At 73.7% G+C, this 24,932-nt stretch carries 20 protein-coding genes; 7 read left to right on the forward strand and 13 right to left on the reverse strand.

Going from position 1 to position 24,932, the window contains the following annotated elements; all coding sequences use genetic code 11:
* The first annotated feature begins 66 nt into the window (after positions 1-66).
* Positions 67-1,665 (forward strand): alkaline phosphatase D family protein, encoded by a 1,599-nt coding sequence (locus AB0O07_RS08965; RefSeq protein ID WP_365629277.1) that lies wholly within the window; start codon positions 67-69, stop codon positions 1,663-1,665.
* Between the two features lie 129 nt (positions 1,666-1,794).
* Here the strand turns inward: AB0O07_RS08965 and aspA are convergent, their stop codons facing one another.
* The 8 genes from aspA to AB0O07_RS09005 form a co-directional block, all read right to left on the reverse strand.
* Complete coding sequence (gene aspA / locus AB0O07_RS08970; RefSeq protein ID WP_365629280.1) at positions 1,795-3,213, reverse strand: aspartate ammonia-lyase; 1,419 nt, start codon at positions 3,211-3,213, stop codon at positions 1,795-1,797.
* A 109-nt stretch (positions 3,214-3,322) separates the two neighbouring features.
* Entirely contained in the window at positions 3,323-4,372 is a 1,050-nt protein-coding gene (locus tag AB0O07_RS08975) for an asparaginase (RefSeq protein ID WP_365629283.1), read from the reverse strand.
* A 7-nt stretch (positions 4,373-4,379) separates the two neighbouring features.
* Positions 4,380-5,810 (reverse strand): amino acid permease, encoded by a 1,431-nt coding sequence (locus tag AB0O07_RS08980; RefSeq protein ID WP_365630294.1) that lies wholly within the window; start codon positions 5,808-5,810, stop codon positions 4,380-4,382.
* A gap of 68 nt (positions 5,811-5,878) precedes the next feature.
* Positions 5,879-6,616, reverse strand: a complete 738-nt coding sequence (locus tag AB0O07_RS08985; protein ID WP_365629286.1) for a FadR/GntR family transcriptional regulator — start codon at positions 6,614-6,616, stop codon at positions 5,879-5,881.
* Between the two features lie 159 nt (positions 6,617-6,775).
* Entirely contained in the window at positions 6,776-7,675 is a 900-nt protein-coding gene (locus AB0O07_RS08990; protein WP_365630297.1) for a TauD/TfdA family dioxygenase, read from the reverse strand.
* 474 nt (positions 7,676-8,149) lie between these two features.
* Positions 8,150-8,782 (reverse strand): peptide deformylase, encoded by a 633-nt coding sequence (locus AB0O07_RS08995; RefSeq protein WP_365629289.1) that lies wholly within the window; start codon positions 8,780-8,782, stop codon positions 8,150-8,152.
* A gap of 45 nt (positions 8,783-8,827) precedes the next feature.
* Positions 8,828-9,277: an SPW repeat protein gene (locus AB0O07_RS09000; protein WP_365629292.1), complete on the reverse strand. Its 450-nt coding sequence runs from the start codon at positions 9,275-9,277 to the stop codon at positions 8,828-8,830.
* Between the two features lie 165 nt (positions 9,278-9,442).
* The gene (locus AB0O07_RS09005; RefSeq protein ID WP_365629295.1) at positions 9,443-12,697 is read right to left on the reverse strand and encodes a cytochrome P450; all 3,255 of its coding nucleotides are present in this window, start codon (positions 12,695-12,697) and stop codon (positions 9,443-9,445) included.
* Positions 12,698-12,896: 199 nt separating this feature from the next.
* Here AB0O07_RS09005 and AB0O07_RS09010 point away from each other — a divergent pair, with 199 nt between their 5' ends.
* The 6 genes from AB0O07_RS09010 (at position 12,897) to AB0O07_RS09035 (ending at position 18,409) form a co-directional block, all read left to right on the forward strand.
* Positions 12,897-13,673, forward strand: coding sequence for a PAS domain-containing protein (locus AB0O07_RS09010; RefSeq protein WP_365629298.1), 777 nt, complete (start codon positions 12,897-12,899; stop codon positions 13,671-13,673).
* A gap of 71 nt (positions 13,674-13,744) precedes the next feature.
* The gene (locus AB0O07_RS09015) at positions 13,745-14,434 is read left to right on the forward strand and encodes a GntR family transcriptional regulator (protein WP_365629301.1); all 690 of its coding nucleotides are present in this window, start codon (positions 13,745-13,747) and stop codon (positions 14,432-14,434) included.
* Between the two features lie 92 nt (positions 14,435-14,526).
* Entirely contained in the window at positions 14,527-15,534 is a 1,008-nt protein-coding gene (locus AB0O07_RS09020) for a 1-aminocyclopropane-1-carboxylate deaminase (RefSeq protein ID WP_365629304.1), read from the forward strand.
* Between the two features lie 172 nt (positions 15,535-15,706).
* Entirely contained in the window at positions 15,707-16,573 is an 867-nt protein-coding gene (locus AB0O07_RS09025; RefSeq protein WP_365629306.1) for a hypothetical protein, read from the forward strand.
* Between the two features lie 197 nt (positions 16,574-16,770).
* On the forward strand, positions 16,771-17,748 hold the full coding sequence (locus tag AB0O07_RS09030; RefSeq protein ID WP_365630300.1) for a bile acid:sodium symporter family protein: 978 nt from the start codon (positions 16,771-16,773) through the stop codon (positions 17,746-17,748).
* A 46-nt stretch (positions 17,749-17,794) separates the two neighbouring features.
* Positions 17,795-18,409 (forward strand): SMI1/KNR4 family protein, encoded by a 615-nt coding sequence (locus AB0O07_RS09035; protein WP_365629309.1) that lies wholly within the window; start codon positions 17,795-17,797, stop codon positions 18,407-18,409.
* A 10-nt stretch (positions 18,410-18,419) separates the two neighbouring features.
* Here AB0O07_RS09035 and AB0O07_RS09040 read toward each other — a convergent pair whose 3' ends face one another.
* From AB0O07_RS09040 to AB0O07_RS09060, 5 genes are all read right to left on the reverse strand, one after another.
* Entirely contained in the window at positions 18,420-19,052 is a 633-nt protein-coding gene (locus AB0O07_RS09040) for a TetR/AcrR family transcriptional regulator (RefSeq protein WP_365629312.1), read from the reverse strand.
* Positions 19,049-21,070: a CocE/NonD family hydrolase gene (locus tag AB0O07_RS09045; protein WP_365629315.1), complete on the reverse strand. Its 2,022-nt coding sequence runs from the start codon at positions 21,068-21,070 to the stop codon at positions 19,049-19,051. The genes AB0O07_RS09040 and AB0O07_RS09045 overlap by 4 nt, the downstream gene beginning before the upstream one ends.
* Before the next feature lie 91 nt (positions 21,071-21,161).
* A complete protein-coding gene (locus tag AB0O07_RS09050; RefSeq protein WP_365629318.1) occupies positions 21,162-23,054 on the reverse strand; it encodes an ABC transporter ATP-binding protein in 1,893 nt (630 codons plus the stop codon).
* Positions 23,051-23,974 carry an ABC transporter permease gene (locus AB0O07_RS09055; RefSeq protein ID WP_365629321.1) on the reverse strand — a complete coding sequence of 308 codons (924 nt, stop codon included), beginning with the start codon at positions 23,972-23,974 and terminating at the stop codon, positions 23,051-23,053. Before AB0O07_RS09055 ends, AB0O07_RS09050 begins: the two co-directional genes overlap by 4 nt.
* Complete coding sequence (locus AB0O07_RS09060) at positions 23,971-24,930, reverse strand: ABC transporter permease (RefSeq protein ID WP_365630303.1); 960 nt, start codon at positions 24,928-24,930, stop codon at positions 23,971-23,973. The genes AB0O07_RS09055 and AB0O07_RS09060 overlap by 4 nt, the downstream gene beginning before the upstream one ends.
* Positions 24,931-24,932: the final 2 nt, after the last annotated feature.

A 24,932-nucleotide genomic window follows, 5' to 3' on the forward strand; every position in this document is an offset into this window, starting at 1 on the left:
CACGTGCCGTTTCCGCCCCGGCTCGCTCGGGGATCGCTCACGACGAACGGACCAGGATTCATGCGTGTGAACAGTGGAATCAACTCCGTCACCGGTTTCGGCAGACGGGCCATGCTCGGCGCCACCGGAACGGTCGCGCTGGCGGTCGCGGCGGGCACCCTCTCGGCCGGCCGGGCGGGCGCCGCCGAACGCCGCCTCCACGAGGACCCCTTCACCCTCGGCGTCGCCTCGGGCGACCCCTGGCCGGACGGCTTCGTCCTGTGGACCCGGCTCGCCCCGCACCCGCTCGCCCCGGACGGCACCGGCGGCATGGACCCGCGCGCGGTCAAGGTCCTCTGGGAGGTCGCGGAGGACGAAAGGTTCCGCCGGGTCGTGCGCCGGGGGTGGACCCGGGCCATGGCCGAACTCGCGCACTCCGTCCATGTCGAGGTCACCGGGCTCAGACCCGGCCGCCAGTACTACTACCGCTTCCAGGCCGGCGGGGTCCTCTCCCCCGTCGGCCGCACCCGCACCGCGCCGGACCCGAACAGCGACCCGCGCTCGCTGAAGTTCGCCTTCGTCTCCTGCCAGGCCTGGTTCGAGGGGTTCTACACCGCGTACCGCCACCTCGCCCAGGAGGATGTCGACCTCGTCCTCCATCTCGGCGACTACATCTACGAGAACCCCATCGACGCCATGGGCGGCGTCCGCAAGACCCCGGTCGCCGCCGAGCTCCGCGCCGAGCCGATGGATCTGACGCAGTACCGCAACCGGCACGCGCTCCACCGCTTCGACAGCGACCTGATCGCCGCCCACCAGGCCCACCCCTTCGCCGTGGTCTGGGACGACCACGAGGTCGAGGACAACTGGGCGGGCGACCACTCCAAACACGCCGACGTGGACCCGGCGGTCTTCCGGCTCCGGGCCGCCGCCGCGTTCCAGGCGTACTACGAGCACCTGCCGCTCCGGCTGCCGAACAAGCCGCAGGGCTTCGACGCCCGGATGTACCGCAGCCTCCGGTACGGCCGGATGGCCACCTTCCATATCCTCGACACCCGGCTCTTCCGCGACGACCAGCCCTGCGGCGACGGCACCAAGACCGGCTGCGACGAGCGTCTCGACCCGGACCGCACCATCCTCGGCCCCGAGCAGGAGCGCTGGCTCTACAACAGCCTGGGCCGCTCCGACGCGCGGTGGAACCTGATCCCGCAGCAGATCGCGATGAACCAGGTGGACACCGACCCGGGCCCCGGCCAGTCCTTCGTGATGGACTTCTGGGACGGCTATGTGGCCGCCCGCGACCGGCTCTTCAAGGAGATCTCCGACCGGCATGTCGCCAACCCGGTCGTCCTCACCGGCGACATGCACCGGCACCTCGTCGCCGACCTGAAGCGCGACTTCGACGACCCGGACTCCCCCACCATCGGGGTCGAGTTCGTCGGCACCTCCGTCTCGACCAAGATGGACGGCATGGACCTGGACCCCTCAGGGGCCAATCTGCTCGCCGCCAACCGGCACATCAAGTTCACCAGCTACCAGCGCGGCTACGTCCGCTGCTCCCTCACCCCGCAGAGCTGCCGCGCCGACTTCCGGGTACTGCCGTACGTCACCACCCCCGGCGCCCCGGTCACCACCCGGACCTCCTTCATCACCGAGGCGGGCCGGCCCGGCGCCCACGAGCTCTGAGCGCCGGAACGGACCTACCGGACGGGCATACTGGGGCGCACGCCGTACGTACAGGGGCGCCCGCCGGTTCCGTACGCTCCCCCGGTGGGACCCGTACGGAACCGGCGGGCGCCCCGCACGGCCCGGGAGTTACGGAACGGCGGGGCGGGTGCCGGTGCCGGCCAGCTCCTCCGGGCGGAGCAGGGCGGCGAGCCGGTCGGCCGGGATCAGACCGTGTTCCAGGACGAGTTCGGCGACGCCCCGGCCGGTGGCCAGCGCCTCCTTGGCTATCTCGGTGGCCGCGGCGTACCCGATGTGCGGGTTGAGCGCGGTGACCAGGCCGATGGAGTTCTCCACGGAAGCCCGCAGCCGCTCCTCGTTGGCGGTGATACCGCGCACGCACCGCTCGGCGAGGGTGAGGCAGGCGGCCCGCAGATGGGTGATGGACTCCGAGAGCGAGTGCAGGATGACCGGCTCGAACGCGTTGAGCTGGAGCTGCCCCGCCTCGGCGGCCATGGTGATGGTGACGTCGTTGCCGATGACCTCGAAGGCCACCTGGTTGACGACCTCGGGGATCACCGGGTTGACCTTGCCGGGCATGATGCTGGAGCCCGCCTGCACCGGCGGCAGGTTGATCTCGGCGAAGCCGGCGCGCGGCCCCGAGGAGAGCAGCCGCAGGTCGTTGCAGCTCTTGGAGAGCTTCACCGCGATGCGCTTGAGCACCCCGGAGAGATGGACGAACGCGCCGCAGTCCTGGGTGGCCTCCACCAGGTTGGCCGCGGTGACCAGCGGCAGCCCGGTGATGTCCGCGAGATGGCGGCGGGCGGCCTCCGCGTACCCGGCCGGGGCGTTGAGGCCGGTGCCGATGGCGGTGGCGCCGAGGTTGATCTCGTGGATCAGCAGAACGGCCTCGGCGAGCCGGCTCTGGTCCTCCTCCAGCATCACCGCGTACGAGGAGAACTCCTGGCCCAGCGTCATGGGCACGGCGTCCTGGAGCTGGGTGCGCCCCATCTTCAGGATGCCGTGGAACTCGGCGGCCTTGGCGGCGAACGCCTCGCGCAGCACGGTCATCGCGTCGAGGAGTTCCCGCACCGCGATGATGGTGGCCACGTTGACGGCGGTCGGGTAGACATCGTTGGTGGACTGGCCGAGGTTGACGTCCTCGTTGGGGTGCAGGCGGGTGTAGTCGCCCTTGGCGTGGCCGAGCAGCTCCAGCGCCCGGTTGGCGATCACCTCGTTGGCGTTCATGTTGGTCGAGGTGCCGGCGCCGCCCTGGATGACGTCCACGACGAACTGGTCGTGGAGCCTGCCCTCCTCCCGGATCTCCCGGCAGGCGGCGGCGATCGCCGCGGCCTTCTCCGCGGCGAGCAGCCCGAGGTCCTCGTTGGCACGGGCCGCGGCCTCCTTCACGGCGGCGAGCGCGTCGATCAGATGCGGGTACGCGGAGATCTTCGTCCCGGTGATGGGGAAGTTCTCCACGGCGCGCAGCGTGTGCACGCCCCAGTAGGCGTCGGCCGGGATGTCCCGGTCGCCGAGGAGGTCGTGTTCGGTGCGGTGTCCTGCGGTCATGGCACAGGGCTTCCTTCGTGAGGGTCGTTCGTGAGGGTGGGTGGGGCGGTCGGGCGGAGCGGCCGGGCGGCCGGCACCGTGCGGCGCCGGCATCGCACGGTGCCGGCGGTCACGCGGCCGGGACGGCGGGCCCGGGGTCGGATACGGGAGCCAGCGCGCCCGCCGCACGGAGGCTCCCCACCTCCCGGCCGCCGCCGATGACGGGGGTACGGGCGAACGGGGCGAGCAGATCGGGGTCGACGCCCGCGAGCGCGAGGGCGGCGGCGGTCACCGGCATCCGGGCGCGGTCCGCGCCGTCCGCGATCTTCACCCCGACGGCCCGGCCGTCCGGGAGCGCGACGACCTGGACGCCCTCGAAGCCGTCCTTGGCGAGCGCCCCGGGGAGCGCCCGCATCAGCCCGGCGACATCCCGTCCCTCGCCGGAGACCAGCTCGGGGTGGGCGCGCATGGCGTCGGCGACCCGGCGCTCATGGGTGCCGGGGCCGGCGGTGGTGAGCCGGGCGACGGCGCGGGTGAGGCCGTGCAGGGAGACGGAGAAGAGCGGGGCGCCGCAGCCGTCCACGGTCACCTGGGCGATGCGCTGCCCGGTGAGCTCCGCCACGGTGGCGGCCAGCTCCCGCTGGAGCGGGTGGCCCGGGTCGAGATAGCCGGTCAGCGGCCACCGGCGGGCCTGGGCGGTCCTGACCATGGCGGCGTGCTTGCCCGAGCAGTTCTGGGCGAGCCGGCTCGGGCCGTGTCCCGCGCGCAGCCACTCCTCGCGCTCGGCGGCGCCGTACGGCAGATCGGGGGTGCTGGCCAGGTCGTCCTCGGTGAGTCCGGCGGAGTCGAGCATGCGCCGGGCGAGGTCGAGGTGGACCTGGGCGCCGGAGTGGCTGGCAGCGGTGAGGGCGAGCGCCTCGGTGTCGTCCTCCGCCAGGTCGAGGCCGGCCCGGAGGAGCCCGACGGCCTGGAGCGGCTTGAGCGCGGAGCGCGGGTAGAACGCCGCCTCGATGTCCCCGGCCAGGAACTCCACACCGCCGTCGGCGGCCAGCACCACGACCGAGCCGTGGTGGACGCCCTCGACGACGCCGCCCCGGACGACATGGGCGAGCGGGACATGGCCCGGGGTACGGACGGCGGGCGGCTCGCCCGGCGCGGCGCGGGGAGTGGGGTGGTTCATCGGGTGATCAGCTCTCGGTGGTGCGGTCGCCGGGGGCGCCGGTGGGTGCGGAGGCGGCGGCGTCGCGGAGGGTGCCGACCCGGTCGCGTACCAGGTACCAGCCGCCGACGAGCGCCGCGATGATCAGGGGCAGACAGAGCACGGTGGTCCGGCCAGCGCCGCCGTCCGCGTACATCAGGACCAGGACGGAGAAGAGGAAGGCGAGGGTGACCAGCTCGGTCCAGGGGGAGCCGGGCAGCCGGTAGCCGGGGCGGTCGAGGAGCCCGGCCCGGGTCTTCCGCCAGAAGAGGAGGTGGCAGATCATGATCATGGCCCAGGTGGAGAGGATGCCGATCGCCGCGAAGTTCAGGACGATCTCGAAGGCGTCCTTGGGCACCACGAAGTTGAGGCCGACCCCGAGCACACAGACGGCCGAGGTGAGCAGGATGCCGCCGTAGGGGACCTGGCTCCGGCTCATCGCGCCGGTGAACCTGGGCGCGGAGCCCGACATCGCCATGGAGCGCAGGATGCGGCCGGTGGAGTAGAGGCCGGAGTTGAGGCTCGACATGGCGGCGGTGAGGACCACGAGGTTCATCACGTCGGCGGCGGCCGGGACCCCGATGTTGGAGAGCACGGTGACGAAGGGGCTCTCCCCTGCGGAGTACTTGTTCCAGGGCAGCAGCATCGTCAGCAGGACGACGGAGCCGACGTAGAAGAGGGCGACGCGCCACATGATGGAGTTGATCGCCTTCGGCATGACCTTCGCCGGGTCCTCGGTCTCCCCGGCCGTGACACCGACCAGCTCGACCGAGGCGTACGCGAAGACGACGCCCTGGATGACCAGCAGCATCGGGAGCATGCCGGCCGGGAAGACCCCGCCGTTGCCGGTGATCAGCGAGGGGCCGGGGGTGTGGCCGTCGACCGGGTGCTGGGTGGCGAGCAGGAAGATCCCGATGAGCATGAAGACGACGAGCGCGCCGACCTTGATGATCGCGAACCAGAACTCCAGTTCGCCGAAGATCTTCACGGATATCAGGTTCACGGTCAGCACGACCGCGAGCGCGATGAGCGCCAGCACCCACTGGGGGATGTCGGAGAACATGCCCCAGTAGTGGGTGTACGTGGCCACCGCGGTGATGTCGGCGATCCCGGTGGTGGCCCAGTTGAGGAAGTACATCCAGCCGGCGACGAAGGCGCCCTTCTCGCCCATGAACTCGCGGGCGTACGAGACGAAGGCCCCGGAGGACGGCCGGTGCAGCACCAGCTCGCCGAGGGCCCGCACCACGAGGAAGGCGAAGAGGCCGCAGACCGCGTAGGCGACGGCGAGGGAGGGGCCCGCGCTGGCGAGCCGGCCGCCGGCGCCGAGGAAGAGCCCGGTGCCGATGGCTCCGCCGATGGCGATCATGTTGATGTGGCGGGACTTGAGGCTCTTGCTGTAGCCGGCGTCACCGGCGTCCACATGCGCGGCCTCCCGGGCCTGTGGTTTCTCCGGTCCGCGCTCTTCGGTCGTCTGGAGGGTCTGGTCGCTCACGTCTGGTCTACGCCTTCTTCGGGGGGTGCTGTCCGGGGGCCGGAGCGCACGATGGTGGTCAGGGTCGACTCGACCCGCGCCAGGTGGTGGGTCATGGCATCCATGGCGTCCTGCCGGGCCCGCTCGACGATGGCCTCGACGATCGCCCGGTGTTCGAGATTGGACTGCTCACGCCGTCCGCCGAGCTCGTTGAGGAACGCCGACTGGCGGGCCAGTGCGTCACGGATCTCCTCTATGACCCGGCGGAAGACCGGGTTCTGGGCCGCCTGGGCGACGGCGAGATGGAAGAGGGTGTCCATCGCCACCCACGCGGTGGTGTCGGTCTCGTGTTCCATCCGCTCCAGCAGATGGTTGAGGTGGTCGAGATCCTCGGCGGTACGGCGGGCCGCCGCGTATCCGGCGACCGGGATCTCCACATGGCGGCGTACCTCCAGGAGGTCGCTCGCCGCGTAGTCGCCGAAGGTGGGGTCCTCCACCGGGCCACTGGAGACGACGAAGGTGCCTTTTCCGGTACGTGAGACGGTCAGTCCCATCGTCTGGAGTGCCCGCAGGGCCTCGCGGAGCACGGGCCGGCTCACTTCGAGCCGTCGGCAGAGCTCGGCCTCGGAGGGGAGCTTCTCCCCCACCGCGTACTCGCCCCGCTCGATGGCGCCGCGCAAATGGGTCAGCACGGCTTCCATCGCACTGATCCTTCGGGGGGCGCCCCCGGCTGTCTGGCTGTCTGACAGGTTCACCCGGGCATCCTGATGTGCGTGAACGGCGGCTGTCAAGGGCCTGAACAGGGATCTTGCCGGGTCTTGGCGTACGTACGGGGCCGGGCCGAGGCCCGGCCCCGTACAGGGGAAGCCGGTGAGGTGTCGGCGGGGAGCCGGCAGGAAGCCGGTGCGGAAGGGTCAGAAGGGCCGGTCGCCCGCGATGGCGACGCGCTCGGCGACCCGGCGGTGCGGGGCGTAGTCGTTGACCGCGTAGTGCTGGGTGGCCCGGTTGTCCCAGAAGGCGACATCCCCCGCCTGCCAGTGGAACCGCACCTGGTACTCGGGGACATGGGCCTGCTGGAAGAGGAACCGCAGCAGCCGGTCGCTCTCGTCCCGGCCGAGCCCCACGATCCGGGTGGTGAACGAGGTGTTGACGAAGAGCATGCGCCGTCCGGTCGCGGGATGGCGGCGTACCACCGGGTGTTCGACGGGCGGGAACTCGTCCTGGAAGGCGGCGAGGTGCTCGGCGGAGGAGAAGCGGGCGAAGCCCGGCAGATAGTCGTGGACGGCGCGGGCCCCGTCGATCCGCTCCTTCACCTCCTGCGGAAGGTTGTCGTACGCGACGGCCATGTCGGCCCACATCGTGTCGCCGCCGCTCGGCGGCACCTCGCGCAGTTGCAGCACGGCGCCGAGCGCGGGCCGCTCGCGGAAGGTGACATCGGTGTGCCAGACGTTCTCGAAGGTGGGTACGGCGGTGCGGTCGAACCGGACGACATCGGGCGCGCCGGCGGTGGCGAGCAGCGGGTTGGTCTCCAGTTCGCCCCAGTTCAGGGCGAAGGCGCGCTGGGCCTCGGAGGTGAGGTGCTGGCCCCGGAAGAAGAGGACCTTCCACTCCAGCAGGGCGCGGTCGAGGTCGTCGCGGAGGGCGGGGCCGAGCGGGCGGGAGAGGTCGAGGCCGTGGATCTCGGCGCCGATGGTGCGGGCCAGCGGGACCAGCCGGAAGCGCTCGTACGGGCGCTCCTGCCACCCCTCGGGGAGGCGGCGCAGCTCGCGGTGGCCCTCGTAGAGCCCGTCGGCGGGGATCCGGTGCTCGCGCAGCGGGGGCGGCGGTACGGCGGCGGGGGTGGCGGCGGCTTCGGCGGTGACGGGCTGGGCGGTGGTGGTCACGGGTCTCCTCAGGTCGGCACGGATACGGAGGTGCGACGGGACGGCGCGAGGGCGGGCGGGGTCCGGCGGGGGGGGCGCCGACCGGGCCCGACGGGGCGGCGGCGCGTGGCGCGGGGCTACGGGCGCGGCCGGCCCGGGGCGCGGGTCAGCGGCAGGTACAGGAGGACGCCGGGGGAGATCCCACCCGGCCGCGGCGGCGCAACGGGCTCAGGCCGCGGGGCGGGCACACACCGTGGGGGTCGCCGAGGCGCGACTCCACCGCACGGAAGAGAGAGTGTGTACCCATGGCGGGCACGGTACCCCAGACCCGCCCGCCCGCGCGCCCCCCTGTCCACGGAGCGGTCACGTGAGGGGGCGCGGGGCGAGGGGCACGGGGCGAGGCTCGGACCGTATGCGGTCCGGGGCTCAGGCCGTACGGGACGGAACGGGGAAGTCCAGTTCGCGGGCGGCGTGTTCGGGGGTGGGCTGGGCCCAGCGCTCGGCGACCTGGTGGTTGGCGCAGAGGGAGCGGGACTCGGCGCGGTCGAGGTAGAGGGTGCCGTCGAGGTGGTCCGTCTCGTGCTGGACGATCCGGGCCGGCCAGCCGGTGAACTCCTCGTCGATCCGCTGCCCCTTCTCGTCCTCGCCGTGCAGCAGGACCGTCCGGTGCCGGGCCACCACCGCCTGGTACCCCGGGACGCTGAGGCACCCCTCGAAGAAGGCGACGCGCTCGCCGAGCGGGGTGTACGCCGGGTTGACCAGCACCCGGAACGGCTGCGGGACCCGGCCCTTGATGTCCCGGATCTCGTCGGGCACCTCGGCCGGGTCCTCGATGACGGCGAGCCGGAGCGGGATCCCTATCTGCGGGGCCGCGAGCCCGACACCGGGGGCGTCGAGCATGGTCGCGCGCATCAGCTCGATCAGCCGCGCCAGCCGCTCGTCCCCCAACTGCCCGTCGTACGGTGCCGAGGGGCGCCGCAGGACGGGGTCACCGGCCACCACGATGGGGGCGGGGCCTGCGGTTTCGAGGAGGGAGTCCACCAGGTCGATGAGGTTCATCGTCCGATGATCTCACCCGTGGGGGACGGCGACGGCGACTTCAGGTCACGCTCCGCGGGCTCCCTTCAGTGCTTTCACCGCCGTACCGGCGCAGGCCAGACCCAGCAGGAAGGTGAGCGCGCCGATCACCACGTTGGTCCAGACGACCCCCGCGGAGGGGGCGCTGCCGACGATCCATGGCGCGATGATCATCCAGATGCCCATGGCGCAGAGGGCCCAGCTCAGCCCGGCCATCCGGACCGGGGCGAGGGTGAGGCCGAGGGCCAGCACCACGATCGCGACCCCCATGATCAGGTTGTGGGCCGCGAGGGCCGGCTGGCTGCCGGTGAAGTGGATGATCCACGGCGACAGCGCGCAGAACAGGCCGACCAGGAACACCGGCCCGTCCAGCAGCGCCGCGCCACGCCCGCCGAGCACCCGCCCGTACCGGGCGCGCATCTCGGGAACATCGGGGTGACTGGACAGGTCGCCCCTCGCATGTGAGACGTCGGCCATACGACTCGCCTCCTTCGTTCGCGCAAGTCTGACCGCTGTCGACGGCATCGAGCCGCAACAGTCCTATTTTGCGCGCTTTCCAGCCGTTTGGGTAGCGGTTGTGGAGGATCCGCTCGGGCTCGACCTGGCCCGGTCGAACCCGAGCGGCCTCGACCGGACGCGCGGTCAGCCGCCGATGTGGACGTCCTCGGCGTACCGCCCCCGGGAGATGAGTTCCTGGAGCCAGTCGCGGGCCGCGGCCTCGTCCGCGCCGGGGGTGTGGCGTACGTACAGCGCGCGCAGCGCGGCGCGGACGCCGGGGGCCATCCGGGCGCCGTCCCCGCAGACCCGGACGTGGGCGCCCGCGCTCAGCAGCGCCCAGACCTCGTCGCCCTCCTCGGCGATCCGGTCCTGGACGAACCGGCCCGCTCCGGTACGGGGCCGGCTGAAGGCGGGGCGCAGGGCGACCGCCCCGGCCGCCTCGGCGGCCCGCAATTCGCCGGCGTGCAGATAGTCGGCGTCCTCGTCGTCGCAGCCGAAGTAGAGGAGCGCGGGCGCCGGCGCGGGGCCGTCGGCGGCGCGGGCCTGCCGCTCGGCGATCATGCCCCGGAAGGGGGCGAGCCCGGTGCCCGCCGCGATCAGCACGACCGGGGTGGCCGCGTCGTGCGGGACCCGGAAGGCGTCCTGGCAGGGCTGGACGCGGGCGAGCACGGTGTCCCCCGGGCGGAGTTCGGTGAGATGGCCCGAGCCGACGCCCCGGTGGGCGCCGCGCCCGGAGCGCGCGGGGGCGTCCAGGAGCGAGACCATCAGGTCGGCGTGGCGCGGGGTCGGCCCGGCGGCGGAGGAGATCGAGTAGTGCCGGGTGCGCAGCGGCGGCAGCAGCTCCAGCAGGACCGGCCACGACAGGACGTCGCGCAGGGCGGGGTGGTCCTCGATCAGGTCGAGCAGGGTGCGGTGGTCGGCGGCGCGCGCCTCCGGATCGGCGGCGAGGGCGGTGAGCGCGGCGCGCTCGGGCGGGCAGGGGTCGAGCGCGGCGAGGGTGGCCAGATGGGCTGCGGTGGGCCGGTCCTGGAGTTCGACGTGGTGGGTGAGGAGTTCGCGTACGGTCAGCGGCCGGTCGACGGCGACGGCGCCCCGGGCGGGGCGGTGGGCGGTGATGCCGAGGACGGTGCCGGGGTCGGCGCCGAGGACCCGGGCGGCGCGCTCGACGAGGCCGGGGCCGTTCGCGGGGAGGACGGCGAGGTGGTCGGCGGTGCGGTAGGTGACGCCGTCGGGGAGGGCGAGCCGCAGGAAGCGTTTGACCCGGGGGTGGTCCTCGTGGGTGAGCGGCGCGCTCTCGGTGACGGTCATCGGGACCATGCCGTGGCGGGCGGCGAGCGCGTCGAGCGGGCCTCCAGTGATCTCGGTGACGGTGTACGCGGGTCCGGTGGCGCCGTCGGTGGTGGCGGAGGCCCCGGTGGCGCCGGGGTCGCCGTGGAGTTCCAGCAGGGTGGTGCGGAGGTCGTCGGCGAAGGTGTCGAAGGCCGCGGTGAGTTCGCCGGAGGCATCGGCCTCGGCGCGGGGCAGCAGCCGGGTGGCGCCGAGCGCGGCGAGCCGGTCGTCGATGAGGGTGGGGACGCGCTGGTAGGTGGCGGCCCAGTTGCGGTCGCCGACGCCGAGGACGGCATACGTGACCCCGTCGGCGGCGCCCGGCTCCGCCTCCTCCAGCCAGCGGACGAACGCGGCGGCGTCGTTGGTGGGCCGGCCGTTGTAGGAGGCGGCGACGATCACGACGGGCCGGTCGGTGGGGAGGGCGGCGGTGTGCGCGTCGAGCGGGGCGACCTGGGTGGCGCAGCCGAGTCCTTCGGCGACGGCGGCGAGTTGTCCGGCGAAGTCCTGGCAGGTCCCGTAGTTGGTGCCGTGGAGCAGGAGCGCGCCGGTGCCGGCCGTGACCCGTACCGGCAGGGCGTCCTCCCGTGCGGGCGCCTGCCCGTCGCGCGTTCCGGCGGAGTGCGTCGCGGCGGCCGGGGCCGGGAGGGCGGCGCGGTCGGCGGCCCGGTCGGCGGGGGTGCGCCGCACCGGGGTGAGGGTGAAGCCGTCGGGCTTGATGGTCAGGGTCTGCTTGAGTGTGAGCTGGTAGTCGTCCTGGTCGATCAGCCGGTAGCGGTGGACCAGCAGTCCGAGCAGCATCGTCGCCTCGTGCAGGGCGAACTGCCTCCCGATGCAGGCCCGTTCGCCGGTGCCGAAGGGCTTGTACGCGTGCGGCGGGCGGGCCGCCTCGGCCTCCGGCGCGAACCGGGCGGGGTCGAAGAGCTCCGGGTTGTCGCCCCAGACCGCCGGGTCGCGGTGGAGCGCGGGGGTGACGACCATGACGCCGTCCCCGGCGCGGAGGGGCAGCCGTCCGTCGAGGAGGGTGTCCTCGCGGGCCTGGCGGCCGAAGCCGGGGGCAGTGGGCCAGAGGCGCAGCGCCTCGTTGAGGACCTGGCGGGTGTAGCGGAGCCGGCCGATGTCCTCGTAACTCGGGTCGGGGTCGGGGTCGTCGCCCCACACCTCGTCCACCTCGCGCCGCATCAGGCGGAGCACGGTCGGGTCCTTGGCGAGGTGGTAGAGGGCGAAGGAGAGCGCGCCGGAGGTGGTCTCGTGACCGGCGATCAGGAAGGTGATGATCTGATTGCGGATGTTCTCCGGGGAGAGCGTGGTGCCGTCGGAGGGGTGGGGCGCGGTGAGCATCAGCCCCAGCAGGTCCTTCGCCTCCGCCGGGTCGCCGGAGGCGGGCGTGGCGGCGGTGCGGGCGGCGATGACCTCGTCGACCACGGAGGCGAGATAGGCGGCGTCGGCGCGGAAGGCGGCGTCCCGTTCGCTGTGGTCGGCGTCGGGGTCGCGCATCAGCCGGGTCATCGACCATTCCAGACAGCGGGTCATGGCGGCCACGAAGGGGTGGGTGCCCTCCCGTTCGAAGGAGCCGAAGTCGAAGCCGAAGCCGGAGAGTCCGATGGTGTCCAGGGTCATCCGGGTCATGTCGTCGGAGACGTCGGCCGGGGTGGCCGCCTCGGCGAGCCGGTCCCAGGCGGCCGTCACCCGGCGGGCGACCTCCAGCATCACCGGGTGGTACGTCCGCATGGAGCCCAGCGAGAAGGCGGGCATCAGGATGTCGTGCGCCTTGGCCCAGTTGGGTTCGTCGTTGTACGCCGTGAAGAGTCCGTCGGCGGCGAACTCCCGGACGTTGACCAGCGCGGGCCCCACCAGTTTGCTGAACCGTTTCTCGTCGGCCAGCTCCGTGACGGTGTCGATGCCGCCCGCCAGGATGAGGTCACGGCCTCCCCTGCGCGCCACGACCAGCGGGCCGTGGTGGCGCATCAGCTCCATGTGCTGCTGGACGGGGAGGGTACGGCCGGAGCTCTGCGTCACATCGACGACGGGCACGGGGGCCTCGGTGGGCGGCGGGGACACGGTCTCGGTCATGCGGGTTCACCTTCCGCTGCGGTGGGGGCGTGGCCGGGCGGGACCCGGCGCCTTCGGCAACTGCTCCCACTCTCGCGCGGGGGTGGCTCGTCGGCCCGTACCGCCGCTACACGTTCCTGTAGTGTCGAAGGACGGTTCGGTCTTGCTTTCGGATCCGAGTCATGAGAAGGACCGCGAGGCCGTGAGAAGGGCCGGTGGGGTGAGGTACGAAGGGGCGCCCACGGAGTGGCCGGGCGACGCGGTCGCCTGGCGGAACCGCGCTCTGACGCTCTTCGACCGGCTGCCCGCGCCGCTCGCGCTCTGCGCCCCCGACGGGCGCGTCCTGATGGCCAATCCGGCGATGGCCGCCGAGTGGGGCGAGCTGCCGGGCCGGCTGCTCGGGCGGAGCGCGCTGGACCTGTTCCGCACGGAGGGCCCCGGTACGCTCCGCCCCATCGCGGAGGCGCTGCGGCAGGGCCGCAGGTCCCGCTACGCGGTCGAGGTGTCCTGGCCCGTGCCCGGCGGCGGGGAGCGGTACGGCGCGCTGACGGTCGACCTGCTCGGCCACGAATCGGACGCCGTTCTGCTGCTGCTCCTGCGGGTGGACGGGGAGCGCCCGGCGCCCCCGGAGGCCGCCGCGCGGGACGAGTCGGTACGGGCGGGAGCCGCCGCCCCGGGCGGGGTGGGCCCGGCCGAGACCCGGATCCTGGTGCTGGTGGCGAGCGGCCGTACGACGGCGCAGATCGCCCGGGAGGTCGGGCTCACCGCCGACGGGGTCGCCTATCACCTGGGGCGGCTCTCCCGCAGGTGGGGCGTGGGCAACCGGGCCGCGCTGGTCGCGCGGGCGTATGCGACGGGGGTGCTCGCCCCGGGGGTGTGGCCGCCGGCGGCGGCGCGGGGGGCGGCGGGCGGCGGGGCCGGTGGCGGGCCCGGCGGCTGCCCCGGTGGTGGCCCTGGTGGTGGCTCCGGCGGGGAGTGCTCCGGGGCGCGGGACTGAGGAGCCGGCGCCGGGCGGCGGCTCCGCCCGGCTCTTGACAGGGGTCGGCGGGCCGCCGTGCAATATATTGCATGCCGGTACCCGAGACCCCGCTGACCGCCCGCGTCCTGCTCAGGGACCGCGCCTTCACCGCCCTGCGCGACGCCATCGTGGACGGCACGCTCCGCCCCGGGGAGCAGTTGCGGGAGGGCGAGCTCGAACGGTGGATCGGGGCGAGCAGGACGCCGATCCGCGAGGCCCTGATGCGGCTGGAGCGGAGCGGTCTGGTGGTCACCAGGCCGGGCCGGTCGACCCGGGTGAGCGAGCTCGACGCCACCGCCGTCCGGGACGCCCAGCCGGTGGTGGCCGCCCTCCACGAACTGGCTGTCCGGCTCGCGACGCCCGTGCTCGGCCCGGCGGAGATCGCCGCGATGCGGAGCGCGAACGAGGCGTTCGCCGCGGCGCTGGAGCGGGGCGATGTGGCGGGCGCGCTCGCCGCCGACGACGCGCTCCACCAGGTCTGTGTGACGGCGGCGGCGAACACGGTGGTCACCGAGGTGCTCGACCAGTACGGGCCGCTGCTGCGCCGGGTCGAACGGGTCCGCTTCTCCTCCGCCGCCGGGCTCGGCTCCGTGGCGCTGCACGACCGGATGATCGACGCCTGCGCGACGGGCGACACGGCCACCGCGGCCGGGGTCGCGCACGCCACCTGGATGACCCTCGCCGAACCCGCCCCCGAGCCGGTGGTCTCCGGCGGCCACGGCCTGGTCCTGGCCCGCTGAGCCCTGGCCTCCCGGCCCGCCGGCCGCGCCCACCGGCGCCGTAACCGCTCCCCTGTCTCCCACCCCCGTACAACCGAGCGAGAGGAACCCCCATGCCGATCGAGGACTTCCCGCGCCATCCGCTGCTCTTCGGCCCGAGCCCGGTCCACCGGCTGGAGCGGCTCAGCGCCCATCTGGGCGGCCCGGCCGTCTGGGCCAAGCGCGAGGACTGCAACTCCGGGCTCGCGTACGGCGGGAACAAGACCCGCAAGCTGGAGTACCTCGTCCCCGACATCCTGGCGCAGGGCGCGGACACCCTGGTCTCCATCGGCGGGTACCAGTCGAACCACACCCGTCAGGTCGCCGCCGTCGCCGCCCATCTGGGGCTCAAGGCCCGCCTCGTCCAGGAGAAGTGGGTCGACTGGCCCGACTCCGTCAACGACAAGGTGGGCAACATCCTGCTCTCCCGGATCATGGGCGCCGATGTCCGGCTGGACTCCGCCGGCTTCGGTATCGGCATCAAGGACTCCTGGCAGCGGGCGCTGGAGGAGGTGCGCGCCGAGGGCGGGAAGCCGTACCCGATCCCGGCGGGCGCCTCGGAGCACCCGCTCGGCGGCCTCGGCTTCGCCAACTGGGCGTACGAGGTGGAGCGCCAGGAGGCCGAACTCGGGGTCTTCTTCGACACGGTCGTCGTCTGTACGGTCACCGGCTCGACGCACGCCGGGATGATCGCCGGGTTCGCCGGGCAGGACCGACCCCGCCGGGTGATCGGGATCGACGCGTCCGCCCGGATCGCGGAGACCCGTGAGCAGGTCGGCCGGATCGCCCGGCACACGGCCGGGTTGATCGGGCTCGGGCGCGACCTGCGCGACGAGGAGATCGAGGTACGTGAAGGGTGGGCCGGGCAGCTCTACGGTGTCCCTGTCGCGTCCACGCTGGAGGCCATCCGGCTCACCGGCCGGCTGGAGGGGATGATCATCGATCCGGTGTACGAGGGGAAGTCCATGGCCGGGCTGATGGATCTGGTCCGAACGGGCGAGATCGGCAGGGACTCGAACGTTCTCTACGCGCATCTCGGCGGCCAGCCCGCGCTGAACGCGTACAGCGGCGCGTTCTCCTGATCTTGTCCAAGCCGCCCCCTGACCAGGCACGACGCCCTGCCGGACCGCTGGCGCCCGGACGCCTTTCGGCTCCGGAGGGGTCCGGGATGAGCGGTTGAAGGAAATAGCACTCGATGTAGTGATCTATAACGGCAAATCGACCCATAAGGCCTCAGGGGCCGTTGAGCACGGCATGGAACCCAGAGAGTTGTGGGAGCGTCACTCCGTGCTGGCCGCGGCCTTCTGCGGCAGTGACGACCAGGTCCGGGAAGCGCAGGGGATTCTCGACGAGGCGCAGGCGGGCCGGACCCGGATGCTCGCCGCGTTCGCGGTGACCGTCGGCAGCGACGGCGCGGTGGCGAATCTGCTCGGGCTCAACGAGCGGGAGGTGCGGCTCGCCCGGCGCACCGTCGGCAAGGACGACGCGCGGGCGGTCGCCAAGCATCTCCTCGCGGTGGAGCCGGACGACCAGCAGCCGGGCCCGGTCGTCGAGTCCCCGGCCGGGCCGGCCGCGAGCGGGTTCGGTACGGGGCCCCAGCAGGGCGAGTTCCCGCCCGTCGAGCAGCCCGGGGCCCCGGTCCCGCAGCCGCATGTACCGGGGCCGCAGCAGGTCCCGGCGCCCACCGTGCCGGTCGCGGACCCCGCCTGGTCGGCGGCGCTGGACGCGGTGCTGGTGGGCAGTTGGCACACCGGGCTCGATCTGACCGCGCTGGCCTCGGAGTTCGGCCTGGAACTGGCCCATCTGGTGGCCCGTGCGCAGCGGCTCTCCGCCGAGGGGCGGCTCAACCAGCCCGCGCCCCACGAGGACCGCACCGGGCGCCACCGGCGGCTGGACGCGGCCCCGGGGAGCGAGCTGAACGGCCACTCCCCCGGCGTGCCCGGCTCCGCCGTGCCGTATCCGCGGACCAATGACGACATCGCCTGGCAGCAGGTTCCGCCGCACGCCTCCCCGTGGGACAGCACCTCGACCGCGCAGCACGACTGGAACGGCATCGTCAGCCACTGGCACCAGACGACGCCCCTGCCCCAGCCCTGGGAGACCACCAACCAGTACACCTGAGCGGACCCCCCTCCGGATTCCCCGGCCCCGGCCCCTGCCCCCCCCGACCCCGCACCGCCACCCCTCCGTCCCACCCAGTGGTCGCCGTAACCACATACCGAGACGGTGTTGCGCAATGGCGCGCAGAGGCGTTCCATCACGCGGTGCGATCAGAAGAAAACCCTCCCCCGGACTCGTCCGCCCCCGACGCGTCCACCCTGTCCACCCCGCCCGTCCCCGCCACCGAGGCCACCGACCGGGCGGCGCGGCGGGCGGTCACCGTCTTCCCGCTGCTCGTGGTCGCCGCGGCCGTGGTGGGTCTGGTGACCCCGGGCACCTTCGCGGGGTGGACGGTCTCGGTGCCGTATCTGCTGGGCGTCGTCATGTTCGCCATGGGGCTGACCATGACGCCCAAGGACTTCGAGGGGGTGGCGCGGCGGCCGTGGGCGGTCGGGCTCGGGCTGGTCGCGCACTATGTGATCATGCCGGGGCTCGGCTGGCTGATCGCCAACGCCCTCCATCTGCCGCCCCAGTTGGCGGCGGGCGTGATCCTGGTGGGGTGCGCGCCGAGCGGCACCTCGTCGAATGTGGTGACGTATCTGGCGCGGGGCGATGTGGCGCTGTCGGTCTCGGTCGCCACGGTCTCCACCGTCCTGGCCCCGCTGGTGACGCCGCCGCTGACGCTGCTGCTCGCGGGCGAGTTCCTGCCGGTCGACGCGGGAGCGATGGTGACCGACATCCTCAAGACGGTCCTGCTGCCGGTCCTCGCCGGTCTGGCGCTGCGGCTGCTGGCCGGGAAGCTGGTGGACCGGGTGCTGGGGGTGCTGCCGTGGCTGTCGGCGGTGACCATCGCGGCGATCGTCACGATCGTGGTGGCGGGCAGCGCGACGGCGATCAAGTCCGCCGCGCTGCTGGTGTTCGTCGCCGTCGTCCTCCACAACGGGCTGGGCCTGGCCCTCGGCTACGGCGCCGGCAAGCTGGCCCGCCTCGGCCGGCCGGCGAGCCGGGCGATGGCCTTCGAGGTCGGCATGCAGAACTCCGGCCTCGCCGCCGCCCTGGCCACCGCCCACTTCAGCCCGCTGGCCGCGCTGCCCGCCGCGGTCTTCTCGGTCTGGCACAACATCTCCGGCGCCCTGGTGGCCGCCTGGATGTCCCACCGGTCACGGCGCGCCGAGGCGCCCGCGCGGGCCGCCTGAGCCCCGTACCCCCGCGTTGTCAGTGCCCTCTGACACCATCGCCGTCATGACCGACCCGACCGACCCGAAGCCCCCGACGTCCCTGACCGCCCCGACCTCTCCGACCGGCCACGACGGTCTCGTACGACGTGTCGCGGCCCGGGCCGCCGCGGAGACCGGTGCCCTCCCTCCGCCCGTCGACGCGGCCCGGCTCGCGGAGGCCGAGGCGCGCCTGGGCTTCGCGCTCCACCCCCTCCTCGCCCGCCTGTACCGCGAGACAGCCGACGGCGGCTTCGGCCCCGACTACCGGCTGCTCCCCCTGTCCGGTCCGGCCGACAGCGTCGTCGGCGCCTACCTCACCTGGCGCGAGGAGTCCGCCGGAGCGGCCCACCCGGTCTGGCCCGAGGGCGTCGTCCCCATCCTGACCTGGGGGTGCGCCATGTACGCTGCCGTCGACTGCCGCCACGAGGACGGCCAGGTGCTGCTCTTCGAGCCGAACGCCCACGGCGGCGGCCCCTGGGACCGGTGCTGGTTCCTCGACTCCCCGGGCCTCGCGGCCTGGCTGGAGACCTGGCTCGTGGGAACGGGGTGGTTCGAGGAGGACGCCGCCGGCCGGGACGGCGTGACCGACCCCCGGCCATGGCCGGGGGCGGCGGGCCGGCTCGCCGCCCCCGCCGCCTGATGGCCCCGGCTCAGGCGCCCTGCTCCAGTTCCGCCTCGATCAGGCGGCGGAGGTGGCGGCGGGCCTCTTCGGTGGTGAGGGGCGGGGACTGGCGGAGGCGCTGGAGGGCCAGGCCGTCGGCGAGCGCGGCGAAGCGGGTGGTGAAGGCGGCCGGGTCGGGGCAGTGGAAGTCGCCCTCGTCGCGGCCCCGTTCGACCAGGGCGCGGATCTCGCCGTGCCAGTTCTCGTACCGTTCGGCCTGGCCCCGGGCGAAGGCCTCGTCGCGGTCGCCCGCGTGCCAGTAGTCGAACCACATCCGCCAGTGCCGGTCGGTGTCGTCGGTGAAGAGCGCGTCGGTCAGCAGGCGCAGGCCCTCGGCGGCGCCGCCGGCCCGGGCGGCGGAGGCGCTGAGGGCCGCGTAGTAGCGCTCGATGTGGAGGACCATCGCCTCGGAGAGCACCTCCTGGACGCTCTCGAAGTGGTACGTCACCGTGCCGACCGACACCCCGGCCGCCGCCGCCACGTCCCGTACCCCGACGGCCGCCGAGCCGCGCTCCGCGATGAGCGGCACCGCCGCCTCCGCGATCAGCCTGCGGCGTACCTCGGTGGGCTGGCGGGTGCGGCTGGCGGCGGCGACGGCCCGGCGGGGCGTCCTGGCCGTCATCCCGAGGTCCTGGGGGTGGTGTGGTGCCATGACCGCTCGGCCACTGTCTCTCCGTCCGCCTCTGCCAGCAGGGTGCTCTTCATGATGAACTCCGTCGGGGTGGCGCGGAGTTCGGTGCTCGTGGTGATCCGGGTGTCCCAGCCGGTCGGGCGGCTCAGACGGATGGTCCAGTGCGAGGTCGCCACGGCCGAAAGGGGGTCGTCCTCGCGGATGCGGTAGGTCTCGCGGGCGCTCTCCTCGTACCGCAGGCCGTCCGGATAGGTGCGCGAGCCACCGTAGTTCGGGTCGACCTCCAGGGTCCATTCGCCGGTGGCGACATCGTGCCGTACCAGCCGCTCGGGGCGGGGCGGGGCGGCCGGTCCTGGGGTGGCGGTGGTGACCGGGAGCGGCGGGGCCTGTTCCGGTTCCTCGAAGCGGATCGGGGGGCGCCCGGTGTCGTCGGCCGGGTCCCGTACCGGGAGGAGAACGGCGCTGGCGCCGGGGTACACGGTGAGCGCGCCGCGTTCGCCGTGCGGCCAGACCCAGGGCCAGTAGGTGTCCGAGAGGGCGACCCGGACGCGGTGTCCGGGCGGAAAGGCGTAGCCGGTGGCGTTGAGTTCGAACTCGATGTCCTCGGGTGTGCCGGGGTGCCAGGGGTCGGAGCGCTCCCTGCCGTGCCGGGAGAGCAGGTTGAGGACGCCCCGGGTGATCAGGGTGGCGGAGCCGTCGGGGGCGACATCGCAGATCCGGGCGATGACATGGGCGCGCGGGGTGGCGGAGTCGAGGCGGAGCCGGACCCGGGGCCTGCCGAGGATCTCGGTCCGCTCGGTCAGCGGCGGGGAGTCGAAGCAGACGGAGCGGCCGTCCTCGGCCCGCTGGTCGGGCGGGAGATCGGTGGGGTTGCCGAAGGGGAAGAAGCGGCCCGCGTCCACCCCGGTGTGGTGCGGCGAGCGGACGGTCACGGGGTCCGCGCCGGCCGCGCCGAGCGGGCGTTCGTCCCAGGTGACGGCGGGGGTGGGCCAGGAGTCGGCGGCGACCCAGCGGCCGGGCATCGTCGGGTACGAGGTGGCGGGCGGGACCGGGTCGTTGATCCAGGCGCGCAGCGCGGGCTCGGCCATGACCCCGGTGTCGGCGCCCTTGAGGTGCTGGTCCCACCAGCGCAGCGTCTCCTGGAGGAAGCCGATCGCCGGGCCCGGCGGCAGCCCCCGGTCGGGGTACTGGTGCGACCAGGGGCCGATCAGCCCCCGTACCGGCGCGTCGAGATGTTCGACCAGCCGGAGCACGGTGTCCCGGTACGGGTCCGCCCAGCCGCCGACGGCGAGCACGGCGGCGTCGATCGCGGCGTACTCCTCGCAGACGCTGCCGTGCCGCCAGTACTCGTCCCGCTCCTGGTGGGCGAGCCAGGTGGGGAGGTACGGGGTGAGCGCGTCGAGCCGTTCGCGCCACATCGGCAGCCAGCGGTCGGCGCCGACCTGGGCGGGGTCCGGGGGCCGGGCGGTGAAGGCGAGCATGGTGCCGGCCCAGGCGAGCATGTCGATGCCGAGGACCGCGCCGCCCATGTAGTGGACGTCGTTGTCGTACCGGTCGTCGGTGGAGCAGACGGTGACGATCGCCTTGAGCGGACCGGGGCGGAGCGCGGCGATCTGGAGGGCGTTGAAGCCGCCCCAGGAGATGCCGAACATGCCGACTTTCCCGGTGCACCACGCCTGCCCGGCGAGCCAGTCGACGACATCGACTCCGTCGGCGAGTTCGGTCGCGGTGTACTCGTCGAGCATCACGCCCTCGGAGTCCCCGCTGCCGCGCAGGTCGACCCGTACGGAGGCGTAGCCGTGCCCGGCGTACCAGGGGTGGCGCTGGGCGTCCCGGGGCGCGGTCCAGTCGCTCTTGCGGTACGGCAGGTACTCCAGGAGGGCGGGGACGGGGTCGGCGACCGCGTCGACGGGGCGCCAGATCCGGGCGTGCAGCCGGGTGCCGTCCCGGGTGGGGATCCAGACGTCCTCGGTGAGGATCTTCCGGTCGTAGGTCTCTCGGTACTTCACGGGGTCCTCTTCGGTCCTCTTCGCTGGGGGTGCGGGCGGCGGGCGCGGGCCGGAGCCGGGGGCCGGGGCCGGGCGGGCGCGGGGCCCGGGGTCAGTCGTCCGCCGGGCGCCAGCGGCGGACCCGGTGGCGGCTGGTGATCTCGGTCCAGACGCCGTCCCCGCCGGCGGCGTCCCGCCACTCCTCCGGGTCCGGGGCCGTGGTGCGCGCTTCGGGGTCCGGCTCCAGTACGGCGGCGAGCAGACGGCGGGTGTACGGGTGCGCGGGCGCGGCGAACACCGCGTCCGTGGGGCCCTCCTCGACCACCACCCCGTGCCGCAGCACCAGGACCCGGTCGGCAATGCCCCGGACCACCGCGAGATCGTGGCTGATGAAGAGGCAGGCGAGCCGGCGCTCCCGGCGCAGGTCGTCGAGGAGCCGAAGCACCTCGGCCTGGACGGAGACGTCGAGCGCGGTGGTGATCTCGTCCGCGATGAGCACATCGGGTTCGCCGGCGAGCGCCCGGGCGATGCCGATGCGCTGCCGCTGGCCGCCGGAGAGCTGGGCGGGGAGCCGTTCGGCGAACTCCGGCGGGAGGTGGACATCGGCGATGAGGCGGCGGGCCCGTGCCGCCGCCTCGGTGCGGGTGGCGGCCGTACCGAAGACGCGGAGCGGGCGGCGGACCGCGTCGCCCACCGTGCGGCGGGGGTTGAGGGAGGTGTCGGCGTTCTGGAAGACGAGCTGGATCCTGCGGCGCAGGGCGCGCGGGCGCTTGCGGGAGGGCGCGGTGAGGTCGCCGCCGCCGGTCGCGGCCGTACCGCTCGTACCGCCGGAACCGCTGGTCCCGCCCGTACCGGCGGAATCGGAGTCTCCGGATCCCTCCGCTCCCGTACGGCCTCCCGCGTCCCCCACCGCCGTCATCGTGCCGCCGGACGGGGTGTGCAGCCCGGCCAGCGACCAGGCCAGGGTGGACTTGCCGCTGCCGGACTCCCCGACGAGCGCCAGGATCTCGCCGCGCCGCACCGTGAAGGAGACGCCGTGGACGACGCGGGTGGTGCCGTGGTCGAGGGTGACGTCCCGGACGGCGACCGCCTCGGGCGCGTCGGCGGGCACCACCGCCCGGGGTCGGATCTCCCGGGCGCCGTCCTCGGTGACCAGCGCCAGTCCCTCGTCGGCGAGCCGGGGCACCCCGGCGAGGAGCCGGCGGGTGTACGGCGCGGTGGGGGCGGCGAAGAGCCGGGCGGTGGGAGCGCTCTCCTCGACCCGGCCCGCGCGCACCACGGTGACCTGGTCGGCGAGGTGGGCGACGACCCCGAGATCATGGCTGACCAGGACGGCGGCGAGGCCGAGTTCGTCGCGGAGGGCGCCGATCAGGTCGAGGACGCCGCGCTGGGTGACGACATCGAGGCCGGTGGTCGGCTCGTCGAGGACGAGGAGCCGGGGCCGGGCGGCGAGGGCCATGGCGATGGCGACGCGCTGCTGCTGGCCGCCGGAGAGTTCGTGCGGATAGCGGCGGGCGAGGTCGGCGGGGCGGGGCAGCCGTACCTGTTCGAGGAGGTCGGTCACCGAGTGCCGGGCGGCGTCCTCGTCCCGGAGCGCCTCGGCGATCTGCCGGCCGACCCGCATGGACGGGGTGAGCGCGTGCCCCGCGTTCTGGGCGACCATCGCGACCGTACCGCCGCGCAGCCGCCGCAACTCCCGCGCGGGGAGCGCGAAGACGTCCTTGCCGTCGATGTGGACGGTGCCCGCGGTGATCCGGGAGCCGTGCCGCAGATGGCCCAGGAGGGTGGCGGCGACGGTGGACTTGCCGCTGCCGGACTCGCCGACCAGGGCGAGGGTCCGGCCAGGACCTACGTCGAGGGAGACGTCCTGGACGACGGGGATGTCGCGGCTCCCCGAGCGGTAGGCGACATGGAGGCCGTCGACCGCGACGAGCGGGGTGTCCTTCGCAGTGCCGGTACGGGCGCCGGGCGTGGCGGCGGGGCCTTCGGCGGTGTGCGGGGTCATCGGTTGCCCTCCCGTATCCGGTCGACGCCCCAGGCCTTGGAGAGGCCGTCGGCGGCGAGGTTGAGTCCGACCACGAGGGTGGCCAGGGCGATGATCGGAGCGAGGCTCGCCATCGGTACGACGGTGATGGCGGTGCGGTTCTCGGCGACCATCAGCCCCCAGTCGGGGGTGGGCGGGTCGGCGCCGAAGCCGAGGAAGGAGAGCGAGCTGATGAGGAGCACCACCCAGGAGGCGCGCATGGCGAACTCGACACAGACCACGTCGGTGATGTTGGGCAGCACCTCGCGGCGGAGCACCGACCAGGTGGACTCGCCCCGGGCGCGCGCGGCGGTCACATAGTCGGCGGGGACGACGGCGAGGGCCGCGCCGCGCACCACCCGGACGACCTGCGGGATGTAGACGACGGCGACGGCCAGCACGATGACGGCGGGCCCGGAGCCGAGCGCGGTGACCACGACGAGGAGGGCGAGGATCGAGGGGACGGAGAGCACCGCGTCGAGCACCCGCATCAGCGCGTCGTCCACCCGTCCGCCGCGCAGGGCGGTGGCGCAGCCGAGGACGGTGCCGGCGGCGACGGTGAGGAGGGTCGCGGCGAGCGAGACCCCGAGCGCGTACCGGCCGCCGTACAGCACCCGGGTGAGGACGTCGCGCCCGTACTGGTCGGTGCCGGCCCAGTGGTCCGCGCCGGGGCCGAGGAGGGCGTGCGCGGGGTCGCCGACGGTGGGCGCGTACGGGGTGAGGAGCGGGGCCAGCAGGGCGACGGCGAGATGGACGGCGACGACGGCGAGGCCGAGGGAAGCGGCGCGCGAGGAGCGTACGGTGCGCCAGGCGCGCGCCGTGAGCCCCGGGCGTGCGGGGGGCGCGTCGGGGGCCGCCGGGGGTGCGGTGGCCGGGCCGGAGGGGGTCGGGTGTTCGCTCATCGGGTCCTCCCCGCGCGGATACGGAGCTTGGGGTTCAGGGCCATCGCGCCGAGGTCGGCGGCGAGGTTGCAGAGGACGTAGCCGACCGCGCTGATGAGGGCGACGGCCTGGATGACGGGCAGGTCCCGGTTCTGCACGGAGGAGAGCATCAGCTTGCCGATGCCCGGGTAGTTGAAGACGTTCTCGACGACGGCGACACCGCCGGTCAGCCAGGCCACGTTGAGGGCGATCACATGGAGGGTGGGGAGCAGCGCGCTCGGCAGCGCGTGCCGGGTGACGACCCGCCAGGTGGTCAGGCCCTTGAGGCGCGCGGTGGTGACGTACTCGCTCGCCAGGACGTCGATCACGGAGGTGCGGGCCATCCGGACGATGTACGCGGCCATGACGACGGCGAGCGCCGTGGCGGGCAGCCAGACGGCGGGCAGGAGCTGGCCGACGGTGGCGCCGGGCCCGTAGAGGACGACGGCGGGGAAGAGCGGGAGGGCGACCGAGAAGGCGAGGACGAGAAGGGTCGCCACGACGAACTCGGGGACGCTCATCCCGACCAGGCTGACGGTGGAGATGAGGTGGTCGGGCCAGCGGTCGCGGTAGTACCCGGCGACGATGCCCAGGACGAGGGAGCCGGTGACGGCGAAGAGGACGGTGACCCCGGCGATCAGCAGGGAGTTGGCGAGGTGCTGGGCGACCTCGCCGCCGACCGCCTTGCCGGAGACGAGCGAGGTGCCGAAGTCGCCCTGGACGGCGCCCTTGACCCACTGGTAGTAGCGCTCCCAGGCGGGCTGGTCGAGGTGGAGCTTGTCGCGGAGGGCGGCGACGGCGGAGGGGGTGGCGTCCTTGCCGAGGACCTGGGTGGCGACATCGCCGGGGAGCGCCTGGACGGCGAGGAAGACGAGGACGGAGGAGAGCAGGAGGGTGCCGAGGGCGGTGACGACCCGGCGGGCGAGGAAGGTGGACACGG

Source organism: Streptomyces sp. NPDC093085 (assembly GCF_040683935.1).
Classification (GTDB): Bacteria; Actinomycetota; Actinomycetes; order Streptomycetales; family Streptomycetaceae; genus Streptomyces.

What these genes read in the sequence shown, in the direction of transcription:
- aspA (WP_365629280.1), bottom strand. Translation starts at nt 3,213, where the DNA reads ATGACCGCAGGACACCGCACCGAACACGACCTCCTCGGCGACCGGGAC.
- AB0O07_RS08975 (WP_365629283.1), bottom strand. Translation starts at nt 4,372, where the DNA reads ATGAACCACCCCACTCCCCGCGCCGCGCCGGGCGAGCCGCCCGCCGTC.
- AB0O07_RS08995 (WP_365629289.1), bottom strand. Translation starts at nt 8,782, where the DNA reads ATGAACCTCATCGACCTGGTGGACTCCCTCCTCGAAACCGCAGGCCCC.
- AB0O07_RS09000 (WP_365629292.1), bottom strand. Translation starts at nt 9,277, where the DNA reads ATGGCCGACGTCTCACATGCGAGGGGCGACCTGTCCAGTCACCCCGAT.
- AB0O07_RS09005 (WP_365629295.1), bottom strand. Translation starts at nt 12,697, where the DNA reads ATGACCGAGACCGTGTCCCCGCCGCCCACCGAGGCCCCCGTGCCCGTC.
- AB0O07_RS09015 (WP_365629301.1), top strand. Translation starts at nt 13,745, where the DNA reads ATGCCGGTACCCGAGACCCCGCTGACCGCCCGCGTCCTGCTCAGGGAC.
- AB0O07_RS09020 (WP_365629304.1), top strand. Translation starts at nt 14,527, where the DNA reads ATGCCGATCGAGGACTTCCCGCGCCATCCGCTGCTCTTCGGCCCGAGC.
- AB0O07_RS09025 (WP_365629306.1), top strand. Translation starts at nt 15,707, where the DNA reads ATGGAACCCAGAGAGTTGTGGGAGCGTCACTCCGTGCTGGCCGCGGCC.
- AB0O07_RS09035 (WP_365629309.1), top strand. Translation starts at nt 17,795, where the DNA reads ATGACCGACCCGACCGACCCGAAGCCCCCGACGTCCCTGACCGCCCCG.
- AB0O07_RS09040 (WP_365629312.1), bottom strand. Translation starts at nt 19,052, where the DNA reads ATGACGGCCAGGACGCCCCGCCGGGCCGTCGCCGCCGCCAGCCGCACC.
- AB0O07_RS09050 (WP_365629318.1), bottom strand. Translation starts at nt 23,054, where the DNA reads ATGACCCCGCACACCGCCGAAGGCCCCGCCGCCACGCCCGGCGCCCGT.
- AB0O07_RS09055 (WP_365629321.1), bottom strand. Translation starts at nt 23,974, where the DNA reads ATGAGCGAACACCCGACCCCCTCCGGCCCGGCCACCGCACCCCCGGCG.